18 protein-coding genes are annotated in these 15,140 nt (G+C 61.3%); 8 read left to right on the forward strand and 10 right to left on the reverse strand.

What is annotated here, in order from left to right; genetic code table 11:
• Positions 1–10: 10 nt before the first annotated feature.
• Together choX and betC are read right to left on the reverse strand one after the other, a co-directional pair.
• Positions 11–931 carry a choline ABC transporter substrate-binding protein gene (gene choX, locus ACL9RJ_RS22000; RefSeq protein ID WP_017129256.1) on the reverse strand — a complete coding sequence of 307 codons (921 nt, stop codon included), beginning with the start codon at positions 929–931 and terminating at the stop codon, positions 11–13.
• A gap of 19 nt (positions 932–950) precedes the next feature.
• Entirely contained in the window at positions 951–2,465 is a 1,515-nt protein-coding gene (gene betC / locus ACL9RJ_RS22005) for a choline-sulfatase (RefSeq protein WP_422765676.1), read from the reverse strand.
• A 114-nt stretch (positions 2,466–2,579) separates the two neighbouring features.
• Between betC and ACL9RJ_RS22010 the strand changes: the two genes are divergently transcribed.
• On the forward strand, positions 2,580–3,530 hold the full coding sequence (locus ACL9RJ_RS22010) for a choline sulfate utilization transcriptional regulator (protein ID WP_017129254.1): 951 nt from the start codon (positions 2,580–2,582) through the stop codon (positions 3,528–3,530).
• 38 nt (positions 3,531–3,568) lie between these two features.
• Positions 3,569–3,898, forward strand: a complete 330-nt coding sequence (locus tag ACL9RJ_RS22015) for a DOPA 4,5-dioxygenase family protein (RefSeq protein WP_017129253.1) — start codon at positions 3,569–3,571, stop codon at positions 3,896–3,898.
• A 34-nt stretch (positions 3,899–3,932) separates the two neighbouring features.
• Here the strand turns inward: ACL9RJ_RS22015 and ACL9RJ_RS22020 are convergent, their stop codons facing one another.
• From ACL9RJ_RS22020 to trpB, 5 genes are all read right to left on the reverse strand, one after another.
• Positions 3,933–4,379: an anti-virulence regulator CigR family protein gene (locus tag ACL9RJ_RS22020; protein ID WP_017129252.1), complete on the reverse strand. Its 447-nt coding sequence runs from the start codon at positions 4,377–4,379 to the stop codon at positions 3,933–3,935.
• A 183-nt stretch (positions 4,380–4,562) separates the two neighbouring features.
• Positions 4,563–5,666, reverse strand: coding sequence for a hypothetical protein (locus tag ACL9RJ_RS22025; protein ID WP_017129251.1), 1,104 nt, complete (start codon positions 5,664–5,666; stop codon positions 4,563–4,565).
• Between the two features lie 102 nt (positions 5,667–5,768).
• A complete protein-coding gene (locus tag ACL9RJ_RS22030; RefSeq protein WP_146049131.1) occupies positions 5,769–6,677 on the reverse strand; it encodes a hypothetical protein in 909 nt (302 codons plus the stop codon).
• 208 nt (positions 6,678–6,885) lie between these two features.
• Positions 6,886–7,695 (reverse strand): tryptophan synthase subunit alpha, encoded by an 810-nt coding sequence (trpA, locus tag ACL9RJ_RS22035; protein ID WP_017129250.1) that lies wholly within the window; start codon positions 7,693–7,695, stop codon positions 6,886–6,888.
• A complete protein-coding gene (gene trpB, locus ACL9RJ_RS22040) occupies positions 7,695–8,915 on the reverse strand; it encodes a tryptophan synthase subunit beta (protein ID WP_017129249.1) in 1,221 nt (406 codons plus the stop codon). The genes trpA and trpB overlap by 1 nt, the downstream gene beginning before the upstream one ends.
• A 111-nt stretch (positions 8,916–9,026) precedes the next feature.
• Between trpB and ACL9RJ_RS22045 the strand changes: the two genes are divergently transcribed.
• Positions 9,027–9,923: a LysR family transcriptional regulator gene (locus ACL9RJ_RS22045; RefSeq protein WP_017129248.1), complete on the forward strand. Its 897-nt coding sequence runs from the start codon at positions 9,027–9,029 to the stop codon at positions 9,921–9,923.
• 112 nt (positions 9,924–10,035) lie between these two features.
• Here ACL9RJ_RS22045 and ACL9RJ_RS22050 read toward each other — a convergent pair whose 3' ends face one another.
• A complete protein-coding gene (locus ACL9RJ_RS22050) occupies positions 10,036–10,362 on the reverse strand; it encodes a DUF883 family protein (protein WP_017129247.1) in 327 nt (108 codons plus the stop codon).
• Positions 10,363–10,513: 151 nt separating this feature from the next.
• On the opposite strand from ACL9RJ_RS22050, the gene ACL9RJ_RS22055 reads away from it, so the two are divergent.
• Together ACL9RJ_RS22055 and ACL9RJ_RS22060 are read left to right on the forward strand one after the other, a co-directional pair.
• The gene (locus ACL9RJ_RS22055) at positions 10,514–10,729 is read left to right on the forward strand and encodes a dodecin (protein ID WP_017129246.1); all 216 of its coding nucleotides are present in this window, start codon (positions 10,514–10,516) and stop codon (positions 10,727–10,729) included.
• Positions 10,730–10,863: 134 nt separating this feature from the next.
• The gene (locus tag ACL9RJ_RS22060) at positions 10,864–11,097 is read left to right on the forward strand and encodes a DUF1161 domain-containing protein (RefSeq protein WP_017129245.1); all 234 of its coding nucleotides are present in this window, start codon (positions 10,864–10,866) and stop codon (positions 11,095–11,097) included.
• Between the two features lie 61 nt (positions 11,098–11,158).
• On the opposite strand, the gene ACL9RJ_RS22065 is transcribed toward ACL9RJ_RS22060, so the two are convergent.
• Complete coding sequence (locus tag ACL9RJ_RS22065; RefSeq protein ID WP_017129244.1) at positions 11,159–12,160, reverse strand: LLM class flavin-dependent oxidoreductase; 1,002 nt, start codon at positions 12,158–12,160, stop codon at positions 11,159–11,161.
• A 344-nt stretch (positions 12,161–12,504) separates the two neighbouring features.
• Here ACL9RJ_RS22065 and ACL9RJ_RS22070 point away from each other — a divergent pair, with 344 nt between their 5' ends.
• Together ACL9RJ_RS22070 and ACL9RJ_RS22075 are read left to right on the forward strand one after the other, a co-directional pair.
• A complete protein-coding gene (locus ACL9RJ_RS22070) occupies positions 12,505–12,936 on the forward strand; it encodes an OsmC family protein (protein WP_017129243.1) in 432 nt (143 codons plus the stop codon).
• Between the two features lie 273 nt (positions 12,937–13,209).
• The gene (locus ACL9RJ_RS22075) at positions 13,210–13,449 is read left to right on the forward strand and encodes a DUF1161 domain-containing protein (protein WP_017129242.1); all 240 of its coding nucleotides are present in this window, start codon (positions 13,210–13,212) and stop codon (positions 13,447–13,449) included.
• Between the two features lie 6 nt (positions 13,450–13,455).
• Here ACL9RJ_RS22075 and ACL9RJ_RS22080 read toward each other — a convergent pair whose 3' ends face one another.
• Positions 13,456–13,869: a hypothetical protein gene (locus tag ACL9RJ_RS22080; protein ID WP_017129241.1), complete on the reverse strand. Its 414-nt coding sequence runs from the start codon at positions 13,867–13,869 to the stop codon at positions 13,456–13,458.
• A gap of 162 nt (positions 13,870–14,031) precedes the next feature.
• Between ACL9RJ_RS22080 and ACL9RJ_RS22085 the strand changes: the two genes are divergently transcribed.
• Positions 14,032–15,111 carry an aminopeptidase gene (locus ACL9RJ_RS22085; RefSeq protein ID WP_422765677.1) on the forward strand — a complete coding sequence of 360 codons (1,080 nt, stop codon included), beginning with the start codon at positions 14,032–14,034 and terminating at the stop codon, positions 15,109–15,111.
• The last annotated feature ends 29 nt before the right edge of the window (positions 15,112–15,140 follow it).

Raw genomic sequence — 15,140 nt, forward strand, 5'->3', positions numbered from 1 at the left:
GGGAAGCGCGTCAGAGCTTGGCTTTCACCACCGGCAACGCGTCCTGGCCATCGGCGGTCTTGACGCCGTCCAGCCATTTGTCCAGCACCGCCGGATTGGCCTTGATCCAGGCCCTGGCCGCATCGGCATTGCTCAGCTTCTTGTTCGCCACCTCGGCCATGATGCTGTTTTCCATGTCCTGGGTGAAGCTCAGGTTGCTCAGCAACTTGCCGACGTTCGGGCAGGCCTGTGCATAACCCTTGCGGGTCACGGTGTAGACGCTGCCGGTATCGCCGAAATATTTCTCGCCGCCCTTGAGGTAGTGCATCTTCATCTGCACGTTCATCGGGTGCGGGGTCCAGCCGAGGAAGACCACGAACTTCTGCTTCTTCACCGACCGGGCCACCTCGGCCAGCATCGCCTGTTCGCTGGACTCCACCAGTTTCCACTGGCCCAGGTCGAACTCGTTCTTCTTGATGATCTCCGCCAGTGAGGCGTTGGCCGGCGCGCCGGAGCCGATGCCGTAGAGCTTCTTGTCGAACTTGTCGGCGTATTTGTTGAGGTCGGCGAAGTTATGCACACCCGCGTCCCAGACATAGTCCGGGACCGCCAGGGTGAACTCGGTGCCTTCGAGGTTCTTCGCCAGCTGGGTGACATCGCCGCTGGCCACGAACTTGTCGTAGAAGCCCTGCTGCGCCGGCATCCAGTTGCCGAGGAACACGTCGACTTGGCCATCCTTGAGGCCGCCGTAGGTGATCGGCACCGCCAGGGTGTCGACCTTGGCCTTGTAGCCCAGGCCGTCGAGCAGCAGGCTGGTGATGGCGTTGGTCGCGGCGATATCGCTCCAGCCCGGATCGGCCATCTTCACCGTGTCGCAACTCTGCTCGGCGTACGCGCCCAGGCTGCTCACGGCCAGCAGCCCGGCGGTCAGTACTGTGGATAACTTCTTCATGGCCTTCCCCTTGTGTTCGTTATTGGTTTTGGCAGGGTTGTGGATAACGAGCCTTGCGCTCCAGATCGTCGAGGTCGATATGGTTGCGCATGTATTGCTGACTGGCGTCTACCATCGGCTGGTGGTCCCAGCTCTTCAGCTTTCCGAGGGTCAGGGCGTCGGCGACGAAACGCCGGCGTCGCTGACTGGCGAGCACCTGTTGGTGGATCCCCGGGATATTCCATTTCGCCCGGGCTTCGGCCAGGAAGTCGTTGAACAGCGTCTGGTGCCGCGGTGACTGGCTGAGCTCTTCCTCCTCCCGCGGATCGTTGTGGACATCGAAGAGCAGGCAGGGATCGTCTTCGCTGTAGATGAATTTGTAGGCGCCGCGGCGAATCATCATCAACGGGCTGATGGTGCCTTCGGCCATGTATTCGCCGAACACTTCGTCGTGCCCGCCCTCGCCTCGCAGATGCGGCAGCAGCGAACGGCCGTCCAGCGGCAGTCGCTCGTTCAGGTTGCCACCGGCCAGTTCCACCAGGGTCGGCAGCAGATCGGCGGTGGAGACCGCGGCGCTGACCCGTGCGGCGGCGAATTGCCCCGGTGCGCTGATCAGCAGCGGCACCCGCGCGGCCATCTCGAACCAGTGCATCTTGTACCAGAGGCCGCGCTCGCCGAGCATGTCGCCGTGATCGCCGGAGAACACGATGATGGTGTCGTCGGCCAGGCCGGTGTCTTCGAGGGTCTGCAGGAGCTTGCCGACATTATGGTCGATGTAGCTGCAGGCGCCGAAGTAGGCCCGGCGGGCATCGCGGATCTTGTCCACGGGCAGCGGCTTGTCCCACAGGTCGTAGACCTTGAGCAGGCGTTGCGAATGCGGGTCGAGACTGTCCTGGGCCGGGGTCTGCGGCAGCGGGATATCCTCGTCGCGGTACAGGTCCCAGAACGCCCTGGGAATGGTGTAGGGGTCGTGCGGGTGGGTCATCGACACGGTCAGGCAGAACGGCTGGTCGCCGTCTTCACGGATATGGTCGAACAGGTACTGCTGGGCCTTGAACACCACCTCCTCGTCGAAGTCCAGCTGGTTGGTGCGCACGCAGGGCCCGGCCTGCAATACCGAGGACATGTTGTGGTACCAACTGGGGCGTACGTCCGGCTCGTCCCAGTTCACCGCCCAGCCGTAGTCGGCCGGGTAGATGTCGCTGGTCAGGCGTTCTTCATAACCGTGCAACTGGTCCGGCCCGCAGAAGTGCATCTTGCCCGACAACGCGGTGCGGTAGCCGAGGCGACGCAGGTAGTGGGCATAGGTCGGCACATCGGCGGGGAAATCGGCGGCGTTGTCATAGGCGCCGATCTTGCTCGGCAACTGGCCGCTGACCAGGGTGAAGCGCGAAGGCGCGCACAACGGGCTGTTGCAGTAGGCGGAGTCGAATACCACGCCGTCGGCGGCCAGGCGGTCCAGGTTGGGCAGCTTGATCGGTGACGGACCGTAGAACGGCAACAGGGGCGCGGCCATTTGATCGGCCATGATGAAGAGAATGTTCTTGCGCTTCATGGTGTCGCGGCATTCCATAGTGAATTGTTATGCGATAGTGCTGCGATCCAGCATGTGGCCCACGCCATGTGCGGTAAAGCCCATGCCACACAATGACTAGGATAAGTACAGCTTATGTTTGATGCGTTGGGTGACCTGTCCCTCGACATGCTCCGGGTTTTCGAAGCGGCAGCCCGTCATCGCAGCTTTACCGCGGCAGCGGTGGAACTGGGCACCACCCAGCCGGCCATCAGCCAGCAGATCAAGCGCCTGGAAGAACAGCTGGCGACGCGCCTGTTTGACCGCATCTACCGTGGCATCGAACTGACCGAGGCCGGCTCGATCCTGTTCGAGCAGGTGCAGGCCGGCCTGCAGAGCATCGACAGCGGCCTGAGCGCGGTGACTGCCCACAGCCAGCATGAGGTGTTGCAGGTCGCCACCGACTTCGCCTTTGCCGCCTACTGGCTGATGCCGCGCCTGCACCGCTTCCACGCGGCCAATCCGCAGGTCGATGTCAGCCTGGTGACCAGCGAGCGCAGCCACAACATGCTGCGCACCGATATCGACGTGGCGGTGCTGTTTGGCCAGGGGCGTTTCAAGCAGGGCGAGAGCCATTGGCTGTTCAGCGAGGAAGTGTTCCCGGTGTGCAGCCCGCAACTGCTCCAGGGCCGCGAGCGACCGCTGTCGACCCAGTGCCTGCTGGATTTCCCGTTGTTGCACCTGAAGGGCGAGAACAGCAGCCACTGGTTCGACTGGAGCGGGGTATTTCGCGAACTCGGCCTGACCACCGCGCCGGCCCCGGGGCAGCTGCGCTTCGACAACTACACGTTGCTGATCCAGGCGGCGATCGGCGGCCAGGGCGTGGCCATCGGCTGGCGGCACCTTGTGGATAACTTGCTGGAGCAGGGATTGTTGTGCCGGCCGATCAACGAGACGGTGCTTTCGACCTTCGGTTATTACGTGGTGCTGCCGCCGCGCAAACGCCGGGGGCCGTTGATCCAGCGCTTTTTCGACTGGCTGATGGCCGAGCAGGCCAACAGCGCCCAGTCACTGGTGGGACTGGGATTGCCGTCGATTGCGGTGTAGCGTTGAGCCATTACTGAGGATCAATGAAAGAGAGCGGTATGCAACGTATCAAGGGCTACCACGCCCATGTCTATTTCGATGCTTCGACCATCGATCAGGCCCGTGAACTGTGCGAGCTGGCGGCGGCGACCTTTCCGTTGCGACTGGGGCGCATGCATGAGCGTCCGGTGGGGCCGCATCCGGACTGGAGCTGCCAGCTGGCCTTCGACGCCGAGTACATAGGCGTCGTCCTGCCGTGGCTGGCGCTCCATCGCAAGGGCCTGGTGGTGTTCCTGCACCCGTTGACCGGCGATGATCGGGCGGATCACAGCGATCATGCGATCTGGATGGGCGCGATACGGCCGCTGGACCTGTCGATATTCCGGTGATCCCGTCTGCAAGGGATCGTGGTGGGCGATCAGATCAATAGAGCACGCTGTTGAGCACCTCATAGACGATCCCCGTGCCCACCTCGATCAGCGCGACATCGCCGCCGACCCGGCGCCACTCATAGCCATGGTAGGCCGGCAGGCGCGCCACGGCGCGTGGGTCCAGGCGTTCGCCGTAGTACCCGTGGGGCAGTGGCTGGCCGCGCACGACACGGATGCCCGGCGGTGGTGGCGCGCCACGGGTGAAATGTTCGCGGTCGTCATGGATGATCTGGCGAACCGGGCCGAAATCCTGTGGCGGACGGCGCCAGTTCTGCTCCCCCGGGCCCCGGTCGGGGCCTCTTCCCTGCTCCTGTTGGCCATGACCGCCGCGATCGTGATCCGGACCGCGTCCGTCATCCTGCGGTGCCGCTTGCAGCAGCGAACTGGCACCGAGCATCAGCACGCCAAGACCGGCAACCAGGCGTTTGGGCATTTTCATCGGGGTATTCCTCACACACAGCCAATACAGCGAAAAGAGGTTTGAAGACAGGGCTTCAAACCTCCTGGGTCTTGCTGTTTAGTCTGCGTGCGAAAGCATAGATTCCTTTGTATCAGGAACTTTACCTTGGCCGACTGCGGTGGTTATCCACAACGTCGAAAACAGGAAGTAACGCCCTCGGATTCAACCCTTGGCCATCGAGCTCCTTACCTGCCGCAGGTGAATGTGAGTCTTGCCATCGTCCTCGACTTTCACCGACTCGGGAATGTACCTGCAGCCATGTCTGAATACCTTGTAGCGGCTGCCGCCGGCCTCGGCCTCACTGGGAGCACCCTCGATAATGAGCACGACATTGGTACCCTTCGCGGCTGAGGGGGCGGGCTCTACCGGCATGAATTTGTCGATGAGAACGGAGCCCTTGTCGCCTATCCGGTTTTTGTACAGATTGATTTCCTTTTTGGATAAACACGTCTCATAGCGATAGGTGCTTGTCGATTCCGAAGTGCGATCCGAAAACCCGTCATTCAAAAGTTGTATGATATCGTTACGAGAAACATCTTTTAGAATCTCTGGAAGTTTCGGCTTTTTATCTGCTTCCCTGTTCAAGTAGTCGACGGTGCCCGGTTCGACGAATAGATGGAAAGCGGCCTGGGTCATCTCCTGTTTAATAGCCACCCGCTCCTGGTACTTTTGTTCTTTCAGGTATTTTTTATCCAAGGCATTTTCATGCTTGTGCATGCAGGTTTCGTTTTTTTCCAATGCCCTGCGCTGTATATTGACGTTGGATATCTCTTCAAGAATATCGATAGGTGTTCTTTTTTCGACACCATCGATTCTCGCTCCCAGGTACTCATTAAGCTGGCTTATCTTGGCAGAGGCCTGATTGTATCCACCGTCATACTTTGAGGGGGCGACAGTTAGTTGAGTGTTGAACGCTCTGTCAAGTTTTTCTGCCCAATATATCTTTACTCCTTTTCGTGGGGTTATATATATCTGATTATTTTTATGGCGAACGAAAGGGCGTGTGTTCTCGCTCAATTTCCAGAAGGATGTATATTTCCGATAGGACTTGCAGCGTGATCTGGCATCGGCTACGGCACCTTTCAGCTCGCTGGCAATGGCTCTGTGTTCAACGATGCGCTTTTCTTGTTCGACGATTATCCTTTCGCGGTTACGGACATGTTCCAGCCCTGCCACCAGATTACTGATCTTGTCTTGGCATTTCTTGAGGTCCTGAGGGGCGCTCAGTATGTCCTGAATATTACGGCTTCCGATTCTGAATGGCATATTCAACTCTTTTATCGGGAAGTGAAAAGCGGGCGGGAACAACCATTACCAAAGATAATGGCTTTCCCCCCCCCTTTTTTATTTTTCGAAAAGCTTTATGGGTTACTGCTTACCTGTTAGCTCTGTCGAACCTTCCTTGCTTTTGTTTTCCCAGAAAGTTTTCAGTTGGTTGACCTGGAGCCGCGTTGGTTCGATTGTCTCGTTTGTAGAGGGGCTCTGGCTTTTCTTCAAGTCTTTCAGACCATCTATGAATCGTGGTGGTCGAATGGGTGTAGAGCTCGTGCCGACTTCCGAAGCACTACGTTTGACGGGTTGCTCTTTCAGCGAATTCTGGTGCACAGCGTCATTGGCTATTGGATCGCTATTAGACAGACCAAACACTGACTGCTCCGGTTTGGCTTGTGGGCTATTGGCAGGATCGCTCAGGCTTCTATCCATAACTCTTTTACGTGGTTTTGGGATTGGCGCGATGCCAGGGACAGCGTCCGAATCGATACCTGTGTCTGACGACGAGATGGAGTTTGGAGAATTGAATGCATCATTTTTCAGGCTCTCAGCTGAGACCGATCTTAGCTTTTTCTGCTGGGCGGCGTCGATTTCAACAAGACCCTCTCTCAGTTCTTTACTACGGTTTCTGTGAAGATCCAAGCATTCTCTGAGATTCTTCTGAATGGTGATGCATTTTATTTTTTTGCCAAACTCGGCGAGCTTAAAGTCTTTCATGTATTGAGGTGCTTCTGAGGCACCGCCATCACGGAGCTTGAGCGTTTCCAATATGCTTCTATTGGGGCTGAAATACAGACCGCCGTTGTCTTTATTAAAACGGAGGTAGCCGCCACCTTTTTTGTTTTGAACTTCACTGACCTCTTTTACCAGTCTTTCAAGAAGCTTTATATTACCTTGGTTAACCTTGAACTCGGCATCAAATTCGGTGCGCTTTATGCTCCCTGACTGACTGAACCACTCAGTATTTTGAACCGCGCCTGCGGTAGATATTGAACCTGGACCCATTTTATAAACTCCTCTGCCCTATTCCATTATGGATGTCTTTCATTCTCCGAGCGGACATGAAAGACAAGCAGAAGATGCTCAGCCACTTTTGTCCCTCAGCGCTTTCAATAAACGCACACCGAGGCAATGGCCGGCTTATTCACTCGTGAAAAAAGGCCTCGGCGCTGTAGCGCCGAGGCCTTTCGGGTATTGCCTGTGACCCGATGGGTCAGTGGCGTGCGGTGCGCACCCCTTGCGCCAGTGCCGCGCAGAGGCTCAGCACGCCATCGACGGCCTGTTCGTCGCTGGTGGCGTTGGCGATATGGTCGATCAGCGCCGAGCCGACCACCACGCCGTCCGCCAGCCGGGCGATGGCCGCGGCCTGTTCCGGGGTACGGATGCCGAAGCCGATGCTGATCGGCAGGTCGGTGTGGCGACGCAGGCGGCTCACCGCCTCTTCGACGTGTTCCAGTGTCGCCGAGCCGGCACCGGTCACGCCCGCCACCGACACGTAGTAGACGAAGCCGGAGCTGCCGTTGAGCACGGTGGGCAGGCGCGCATCATCGGTGGTCGGCGTGGTCAGGCGGATAAAGTCCAGGCCGGCGGCCTGGGCCGGGTCGCACAGCTCGCCGTTATGTTCCGGCGGCAGGTCGACCACGATCAGGCCATCGACACCGGCGGCCTTGGCGTCGGCGATGAAGCGCGGCACGCCGTAGTGGTGGATCGGGTTGAAGTAACCCATCAGCACCAGCGGGGTCTCGGTGTTGTCGACGCGGAACTCGCGAACCATCTGCAGGGTTTTCGCCAGGTTCTGTTTGGCGGCCAGGGCGCGGATGTTCGCCAGCTGGATCGCCGGGCCGTCGGCCATCGGATCGGTGAAGGGCATGCCCAGTTCGATCACGTCGGCACCGGCCCTGGGCAGGCCCTTGAGGATCGCCAGGGACGTGTCATAACCCGGATCGCCGGCGGTGACGAAGGTCACCAGGGCGGCGCGGTTCTGTTGTTTCAGCTCGGCAAAGCGCGTTTGCAGGCGGCTCATCAGTGTTTCTCCTGCTGGGATTGCTGCATGTGGTGCATGACGGTTTGCATGTCCTTGTCGCCGCGACCGGACAGGTTGACCACCATCAGGTGATCCTTGGGTAGGGTCGGTGCGCGCTTGAAGACTTCGGCCAGGGCGTGGGCGCTTTCCAGGGCCGGGATGATGCCTTCGAGGCGGCAGCACTGGTGGAACGCGGCCAGGGCTTCGTCATCGGTGACCGAGGTGTACTGGACGCGACCGATATCGTGCAGCCAGGCGTGTTCCGGGCCGATGCCGGGGTAGTCGAGGCCGGCGGAAATCGAGTGGGCGTCGATGATCTGGCCGTCGTCGTCCTGCAGCAGGAAGGTCCGGTTGCCGTGCAGCACGCCCGGTACGCCGCCGTTCAGGCTGGCCGCGTGCTTGCCGGTCTCGATACCGTGGCCGGCGGCTTCGACGCCGATGATTTCGACGCTGGTGTCATCGAGGAACGGGTGGAACAGGCCCATGGCGTTGGAGCCACCGCCGATGCACGCCACCAGGCTGTCGGGCAGGCGCCCTTCCTGGGCCTGGAGCTGGTCGCGGGTTTCCTTGCCGATCACGGCCTGGAAGTCGCGGACCATGGCCGGATACGGGTGTGGACCGGCGACGGTGCCGATCAGGTAGAAGGTGCTGTCGACGTTGGTCACCCAGTCGCGCAGGGCTTCGTTCATCGCGTCCTTCAGGGTGCCGGTACCGGCCACGACCGGAATCACTTCGGCGCCCAGCAGCTTCATGCGGAACACGTTGGCCTGCTGGCGCTCGATGTCGGTGGTGCCCATGTAGATCACGCAGTCCAGGCCGAAGCGCGCGGCCACGGTGGCGGTGGCCACGCCGTGCATGCCGGCGCCGGTCTCGGCGATGATGCGTTTCTTGCCCATGCGCCGCGCCAGCAGGATCTGGCCGATGCAGTTGTTGATCTTGTGGGCGCCGGTGTGGTTCAGCTCTTCGCGCTTGAGGTAGATCTTCGCGCCGCCGCAGTGTTCGGTCAGGCGTTCGGCGAAATACAGCGGGCTTGGACGACCGACGTAGTCGCGCTGGAAGTAGGCCAGTTCCTCGATGAACGCCGGATCGGTCTTGGCGGCTTCGTATTCACGATTCAGGTCGAGGATCAGCGGCATCAGGGTTTCGGCCACGTAGCGGCCGCCGAATGCGCCGAACAGGCCGTTGGCGTCGGGTCCGTTGCGCAGGTTGGACTGGGTCATGGGAGGCTCCAGGTGGGCGATTGAACAAGCGATGGGTTCACTCTAACCATGACAGGCCCGGATGAAAACCGATAAGATTGCCGTAACCTGTCAGGAAAACTCACAGATACCATGAGCCGCGACCTGCCCCCGCTCAATGCCTTGCGCGCCTTCGAGGCCACGGCCCGGCTGAACAGTGTCAGCCAGGCCGCCGAACAACTGCACGTGACTCACGGCGCGGTCAGCCGGCAGTTGAAAGTCCTTGAGGAACACTTGGGGCTGAGCCTGTTCGTCAAGGATGGTCGCGGCCTGAAACTCACAGATGCCGGCATTCGCCTGCGCGACGCCAGCGCCGAGGCTTTCGAGCGCCTGCGGGCGGTGTGCGCCGAGCTGACCCGGGATTCGGTGGATGCGCCGTTTGTCCTGGGGTGTTCCGGCAGCTTGCTGGCGCGCTGGTTTATCCCGCGTCTCGGCCGCCTGAATGCCGACCTGCCGGACCTGCGCCTGCACCTATCGGCGGGCGAAGGCGATCTCGACCCGCGCAAGCCGGGGCTCGATGCCCTGCTGCTGTTCGCCGAGCCGCCATGGCCGGCGGATATGCAGGTCCACGAGTTGGCGAGCGAGCGCATCGGGCCGGTGATGAGCCCGCACTTCGCCCGCTACGCGGCCTTGCTCGAGGCGCCGGCACGGGAACTGGTGGGCGAGCCGCTGTTGCACACCACCTCGCGGCCACAGGCCTGGCCCAGCTGGGCACGGCAAAACGGCATCGAGGCGACGCAGCTGAAATACGGGCAGGGATTCGAGCATCTGTACTATCTGCTCGAGGCGGCGGTAGCGGGGTTGGGCGTGGCGATCGCGCCGCAGCCGCTGGTGGCGGACGACCTGCGTGCCGGTCGCCTGGTGGCGCCCTGGGGCTTCGACGAAACGCCCGGACGACTGGCGCTGTGGCTGCCCCGGCGCGCCGCGGACGGGCGCGCCGGGCAGTTGGCGCAATGGCTCAAGACCGAGCTGGAAAACAGCGTTAGCTGACAGCACCGGACCTTATGCAGGAGCCGGCTTGCCGGCGATGGCGTCCGCAAAGGCGGTGCAAGGCTCAAGGCCCCCTTCGCCGGCAAGCCGGCTCCCACGTCAGGCGTGTCGCTCAATCCCCGCGTTTGCACAGCAGGTAGGCGGCCAGCAGGCCGAGGGCACCGACCGCGACACCGGCGGTCGTCCACGGGTGTTCCTGGGCGTAGTCGCGGGTGGCGATCCCGGTTTCGCGGGTCTTGACCTTGACCTCTTCGTAGGCGTCGCTGAGCAGGTGACGGGAGTGCCGCAGGGCGCTCTCGGCATTGCTCTTGAGGGCCTTGAGGGTTTTGCGCGACTCGTCCGAGGCGTCGTCCTTGAGGCTTTCCAGAGACTTGAGCAGGCTCTCGATCTCGGCTTCCATGCTTTGCAACGAAGCTTTACGTAATGATGAACTGGCCATGTTGGCTCTCCTGCAGTGATGAGTGGCGTGTGAGGATTGGGACTGCACGGGTTTGCGAAAGTGCAGAAAATCTGTCGCCCGCCTGCTCCGGGCCATCCGGGAAATCACTGCTAGGCTGTGTCTACAGCCCCCGAGAGCCCAGGAGAACGCCATGAGTGATCATCACACCTACAAGAAAATCGAACTGGTCGGTTCGTCGCCCAACAGTATCGAAGAGGCGATCAACAACGCCCTGGCCGAGGCCGGCAAGAGCATCAAGCACCTGGAGTGGTTCGAGGTGCTCGACACCCGCGGCCATATCAAGGACAACAAGGCGGCGCATTTTCAGGTCACGTTGAAAGTCGGCTTCAGGATCGCCAATAGCTGAACAGATACTGGCCTTTTGAACTTCCACACTGGCCGACTGCCATATTGATTGCTATACAGAAGGCTCTATCTAGCCTCATGTGCGTCGCCCAAAAGCCGACGCACTTTTTTTGATTCGACCAGGGAATGCGAGCGATGAAAAAACTTCTATTGGCGGTAGGTTTGCTGAGCATTGCGGGCACCACCCTTGCTGCGGGTAAGTCGTGTGATGAACTGGAAAGGGAGATCAAGGACAAGCTTGAGGCCAAAGGCGTCCATGGTTATTCGCTGCAGATCGTCGACCGGGCGACCGGTGAAGCAGGCGCGAATGGGCGGATCGTCGGCACTTGTGAAGGTGGCACCAAGGTTGTGACCTACAAGCGCGGTTAAGTCCGCGGGGGTATCGAAGCCGGCGCAGCGCGCCGGCTTTTTCATGGGCGTCGATAACGCTTCAGCCCTTCATCACCTGCGCCAGCAACTCGTAGGAATGCAGCCGGTCGGCATGCTCGTAGAGGTCGCAGGTGAAGATCAGCTCATCGGCCTGGGTCTGCTCGATCAGCACGTCCAGTTTCGCGCGGATTTTCGACGGGCTGCCGACCATCGCCAGGCCGAGGAAATCTCCGACCGCCTCGCGCTCATGGGGCAGCCACAGGCCGTCCATGGTCTTCACCGGCGGTCGCTGGACCAGGCTCTGGCCGCGCATCAGCGCGAGGATGCGCTGGTACACCGAGGTCGCCAGGTAATCGGCCTGCTCGTCGGTATCGGCGGCCACCAGCGGCACGCCGAGCATCACGTAGGGCTTGTCGAGGACTTCGGACGGCTTGAAGTGGTTGCGGTACACCCGGATCGCCTCGTGCATGAAGCGCGGGGCGAAATGCGAGGCGAAGGCATAGGGCAAGCCGCGTTCGCCGGCCAGTTGTGCGCTGAACAGGCTCGAACCGAGCAGCCAGACCGGCACGTTGGTGTTGGTGCCCGGCATGGCGATCACCCGCTGGTCCGGGGTGCGCGGGCCGAGGTACTTCATCAGTTCGGCGACATCTTCCGGGAAGTCGTCGGCGCTGCCCGAACGCTCGCGGCGCAGGGCGCGGGCGGTCATCTGGTCGGAGCCGGGGGCACGGCCCAGGCCCAGGTCGATCCGGCCCGGATACAGGCTGGCCAGGGTGCCGAACTGCTCGGCGATCACCAGCGGCGCATGGTTGGGCAGCATCACGCCGCCAGAACCGACGCGGATGGTCGAGGTGCCGCCGGCCAGGTAGCCCAGCAGCACGGACGTCGCCGAACTGGCGATACCGTCCATGTTGTGGTGCTCGGCGACCCAGAAGCGGGTGTAGCCGAATTTTTCTACGTGCCGGGCCAGGTCCAGCGAGTTGCGCAGGGATTGCCCCGGGCTGCCGTCCTGGCGCACGGGCACCAGGTCGAGGGTGGAAAACTTGACGTCGGACAGTCGCTTCATAAGCCTGCTACTCCTTCTTGGGGCACAGGCTTCCGTCGCGTGGCGAAATACCTGGCAATGTGTTCTTGGCAATATGGGCATATACCCGAGTTTCAAGAGCAGGCGGAATTTTTAGCCTGCAAAAAACGCAGATGGCTATTGCCAGTCCGGATCGTCCCCACGCTCCGCGTGGGCATGCAGCCATGAAATTGCGCGTCACAAAGCGGACGCGGAGCGTCCGGAGAGGCGTTCCCACGCTGGAGCGTGGGCACGATCATCACGACAGGGTGAACTTTGCAGGGCCGACTATCCTCAGAACCCTAGGTTCGGCGCGAACCCTCGCGCCGGCTTTTGAGGAGGCAGCTATGAGTATCACGAAGAAAGCATCGGCTCATTGGGAAGGCGACCTGAAAACCGGCATCGGCTCCATCTCCACGGAAACCGGCGTGCTGCGCGAGGCGCCCTATGGCTTCAAGGCCCGCTTCGAAGGCGGTCGGGGCACCAATCCCGAGGAACTGATCGGCGCGGCCCACGCGGGCTGCTTTTCCATGGCCCTGTCGATGATCCTCGGTGAGGCCGGGCTCAAGGCGGACAGCATCGATACCCAAGCGGAGGTAACGCTGGATCAGGTCGACGGCGGTTTTGCGATTACCGCGGTGCACCTGATCCTCAAGGCGAAAATCCCCGGCGCCAGCCAGCAGCAGTTCGATGAGCTGACCCGGAAGGCCAAGGAAGGTTGCCCGGTATCCAAGGTCCTGAACGCGAAGATTTCGCTGGATGCGACCTTGCTGGGCTGAGGGTGAAAGATCGATTGGCCCTGTGCAACGGGGCCTTGCATGTGGGAGCGGGCTTGCCGCGAAGAGGCACCTGAAGCCAGAAAAAGCTTCGCGGGCAAGCCCGCTCCCACATTCTCCCCGAGTACCTTCCCCCCGGGTAACACTCCAAGCAAATACCCGGGTTTGCGCAACTGTGAGCTGGGTCAGAACTTGGCTCGCCCGGTTGTGGTCCAATCTGGTGTGGCAACCCAGTGCGTACGCCCTTGCGACGCGTTGCCGCGAAGGAGCCTGACCATGAAACGCATCGCCCTGGGATTTTTCTGTTGTGCACTGGCTGCGTCGGCCCTGGCGGCCCCCAAGGACTGCGAGGAGCTGAGGAAAGAGATCGAGGTCAAGATCCAGGCCAACGCCGTGCCGTCCTACACCCTGGAGATCGTCTCCAAGGAGGAGGCCGAGAAGCATGACGTCGCCATGGTGGTCGGGACCTGCGAAAACGGCACCAAGGCAATCATCTACCAGAAGAACGATATCTGAGGCCGGCTACGGCATGCACAGCACCGTACGGTCGCCGGCGATCTGTTCGCCCTTGTCGTTGTAGAGCCGGGCATTGGCCTGGAAGCCCAGGGCAACGCCTTCCAGGCGATAACGCCGACCGGCTTCGAAGTGATCGTAGGGCACCGTGATGTAGCAGATGCGCTCCAGTGGATCGGTGTTCATCGCCATGCCGCCGACATACACATCGAAGTCGAAACGCACGGTCAGTTCATGGGCACCGGGGGTGACCTGGAAGAAGCGCCCGTCATCCAGGCGTTTTTTATCCACGCTTTCGGCCATGACCAGGGTGCCGGTACGGGTACCCACGTCGATCCAGGCCATTTGCGGGTCGACCGCCGGCAATGGGCTGACGCAGCCGCCAAGGCTGGCGAGGGCAAGGAGGGAAAGAAGCTTGCGCATGATGGATTTCGCTCGGTGATATGAGGTTCAGCATACCCGTGATCGATGCCTCGGGTCGCCTTGGCCAACATCCGGTGAACACCTGACCCTCGACAATCATTCATGATTATTTTCCGCCTCACGCGATAGTCTTGCAGCAAACCCCGACCGGAAGACCTCCCCATGGTGCACAGGTGGTGCTCAGCCCCTGGGCGACTCACGCCCATTTTACGTCCCGCGCTCGCCGGCCTCCTGCTTTTGCTGGTCGGCGGTTGCAGCAGCGTGAGTTATTACAGCCAGTTGGCCGGTGGGCAGTTGAGCCTGTTGCGGGCCCGGGAGCCGGTCGCCGCGGTGATCGCCGATCCGAGCCGCGCTCCCAGGCTGCGCGAGCACCTGGTGCATTCCCAGGAGGCGCGGACTTTCGCCAGCCAGCAGCTGCATCTGCCGGATAACCGCAGTTACCGCCTGTATGCCGATATCAAGCGGCCCTATGTGGTCTGGAATGTCTTCGCCACGCCGGAGTTTTCCCTGACCCCGCAGAGCCACTGTTTCCCCATCGCTGGCTGCGTGGCCTATCGCGGTTACTACGACCAGGGCGCGGCCCGGGGCGAAGCCGCCCTGCAACGCCAGCAGGGCCTGGATGTGTACATTGGCGGCGTCGAGGCCTACTCGACGCTGGGCTGGTTCGACGATCCGATTCTCAACTCGATGCTGAACTGGGGCGACGAGCGCCTGGCGACGCTGATCTTCCATGAGCTGGCGCACCAGCGTTTCTATGTGAAGGACGACACCGAGTTCAACGAGTCCTACGCCAACTTCGTCGAGCAGGAAGGCACGCGCCAATGGCGAGCGGCGCGGGGCTTGCCACCGGCCAAGGCCAATGACGTGGCGCAGAAGGATCAGTTCATCGAACTGGTGCTGCACACCCGTGAACGCCTGCAGGCGCTCTACGCCCTGCCCTTGCCGGTCGAGCAGATGCGCGAGCGCAAGGCCGCCGAATTCGAGCGCCTGCGCCAGGAGTACCGGCGCGTGCAGGCCACGCAGTGGGCGGGGGACAAGCGCTATGACGCCTGGATCAACTCGCCGCTGAACAACGCCAAGCTGCTGCCCTTCGGTCTCTATGACCAGTGGGTGCCGGCTTTCGCCGCGTTGTTCAGGCAGGTCAACGGTGATTGGCCGGCGTTTTTCACGGCGGTGGAGAGGCTCGGAAACCTGCCGGTCGCCGAGCGCAAGGCGGCGTTGCGTCAATTGATGCCAGGCTGAAAGGCGCTTTCGCGGGCAAGTCCGCCCCC

Source organism: Pseudomonas sp. Mn2068 (genome assembly GCF_049319725.1).
Classification (GTDB): domain Bacteria; phylum Pseudomonadota; class Gammaproteobacteria; order Pseudomonadales; family Pseudomonadaceae; genus Aquipseudomonas; species Aquipseudomonas gingeri.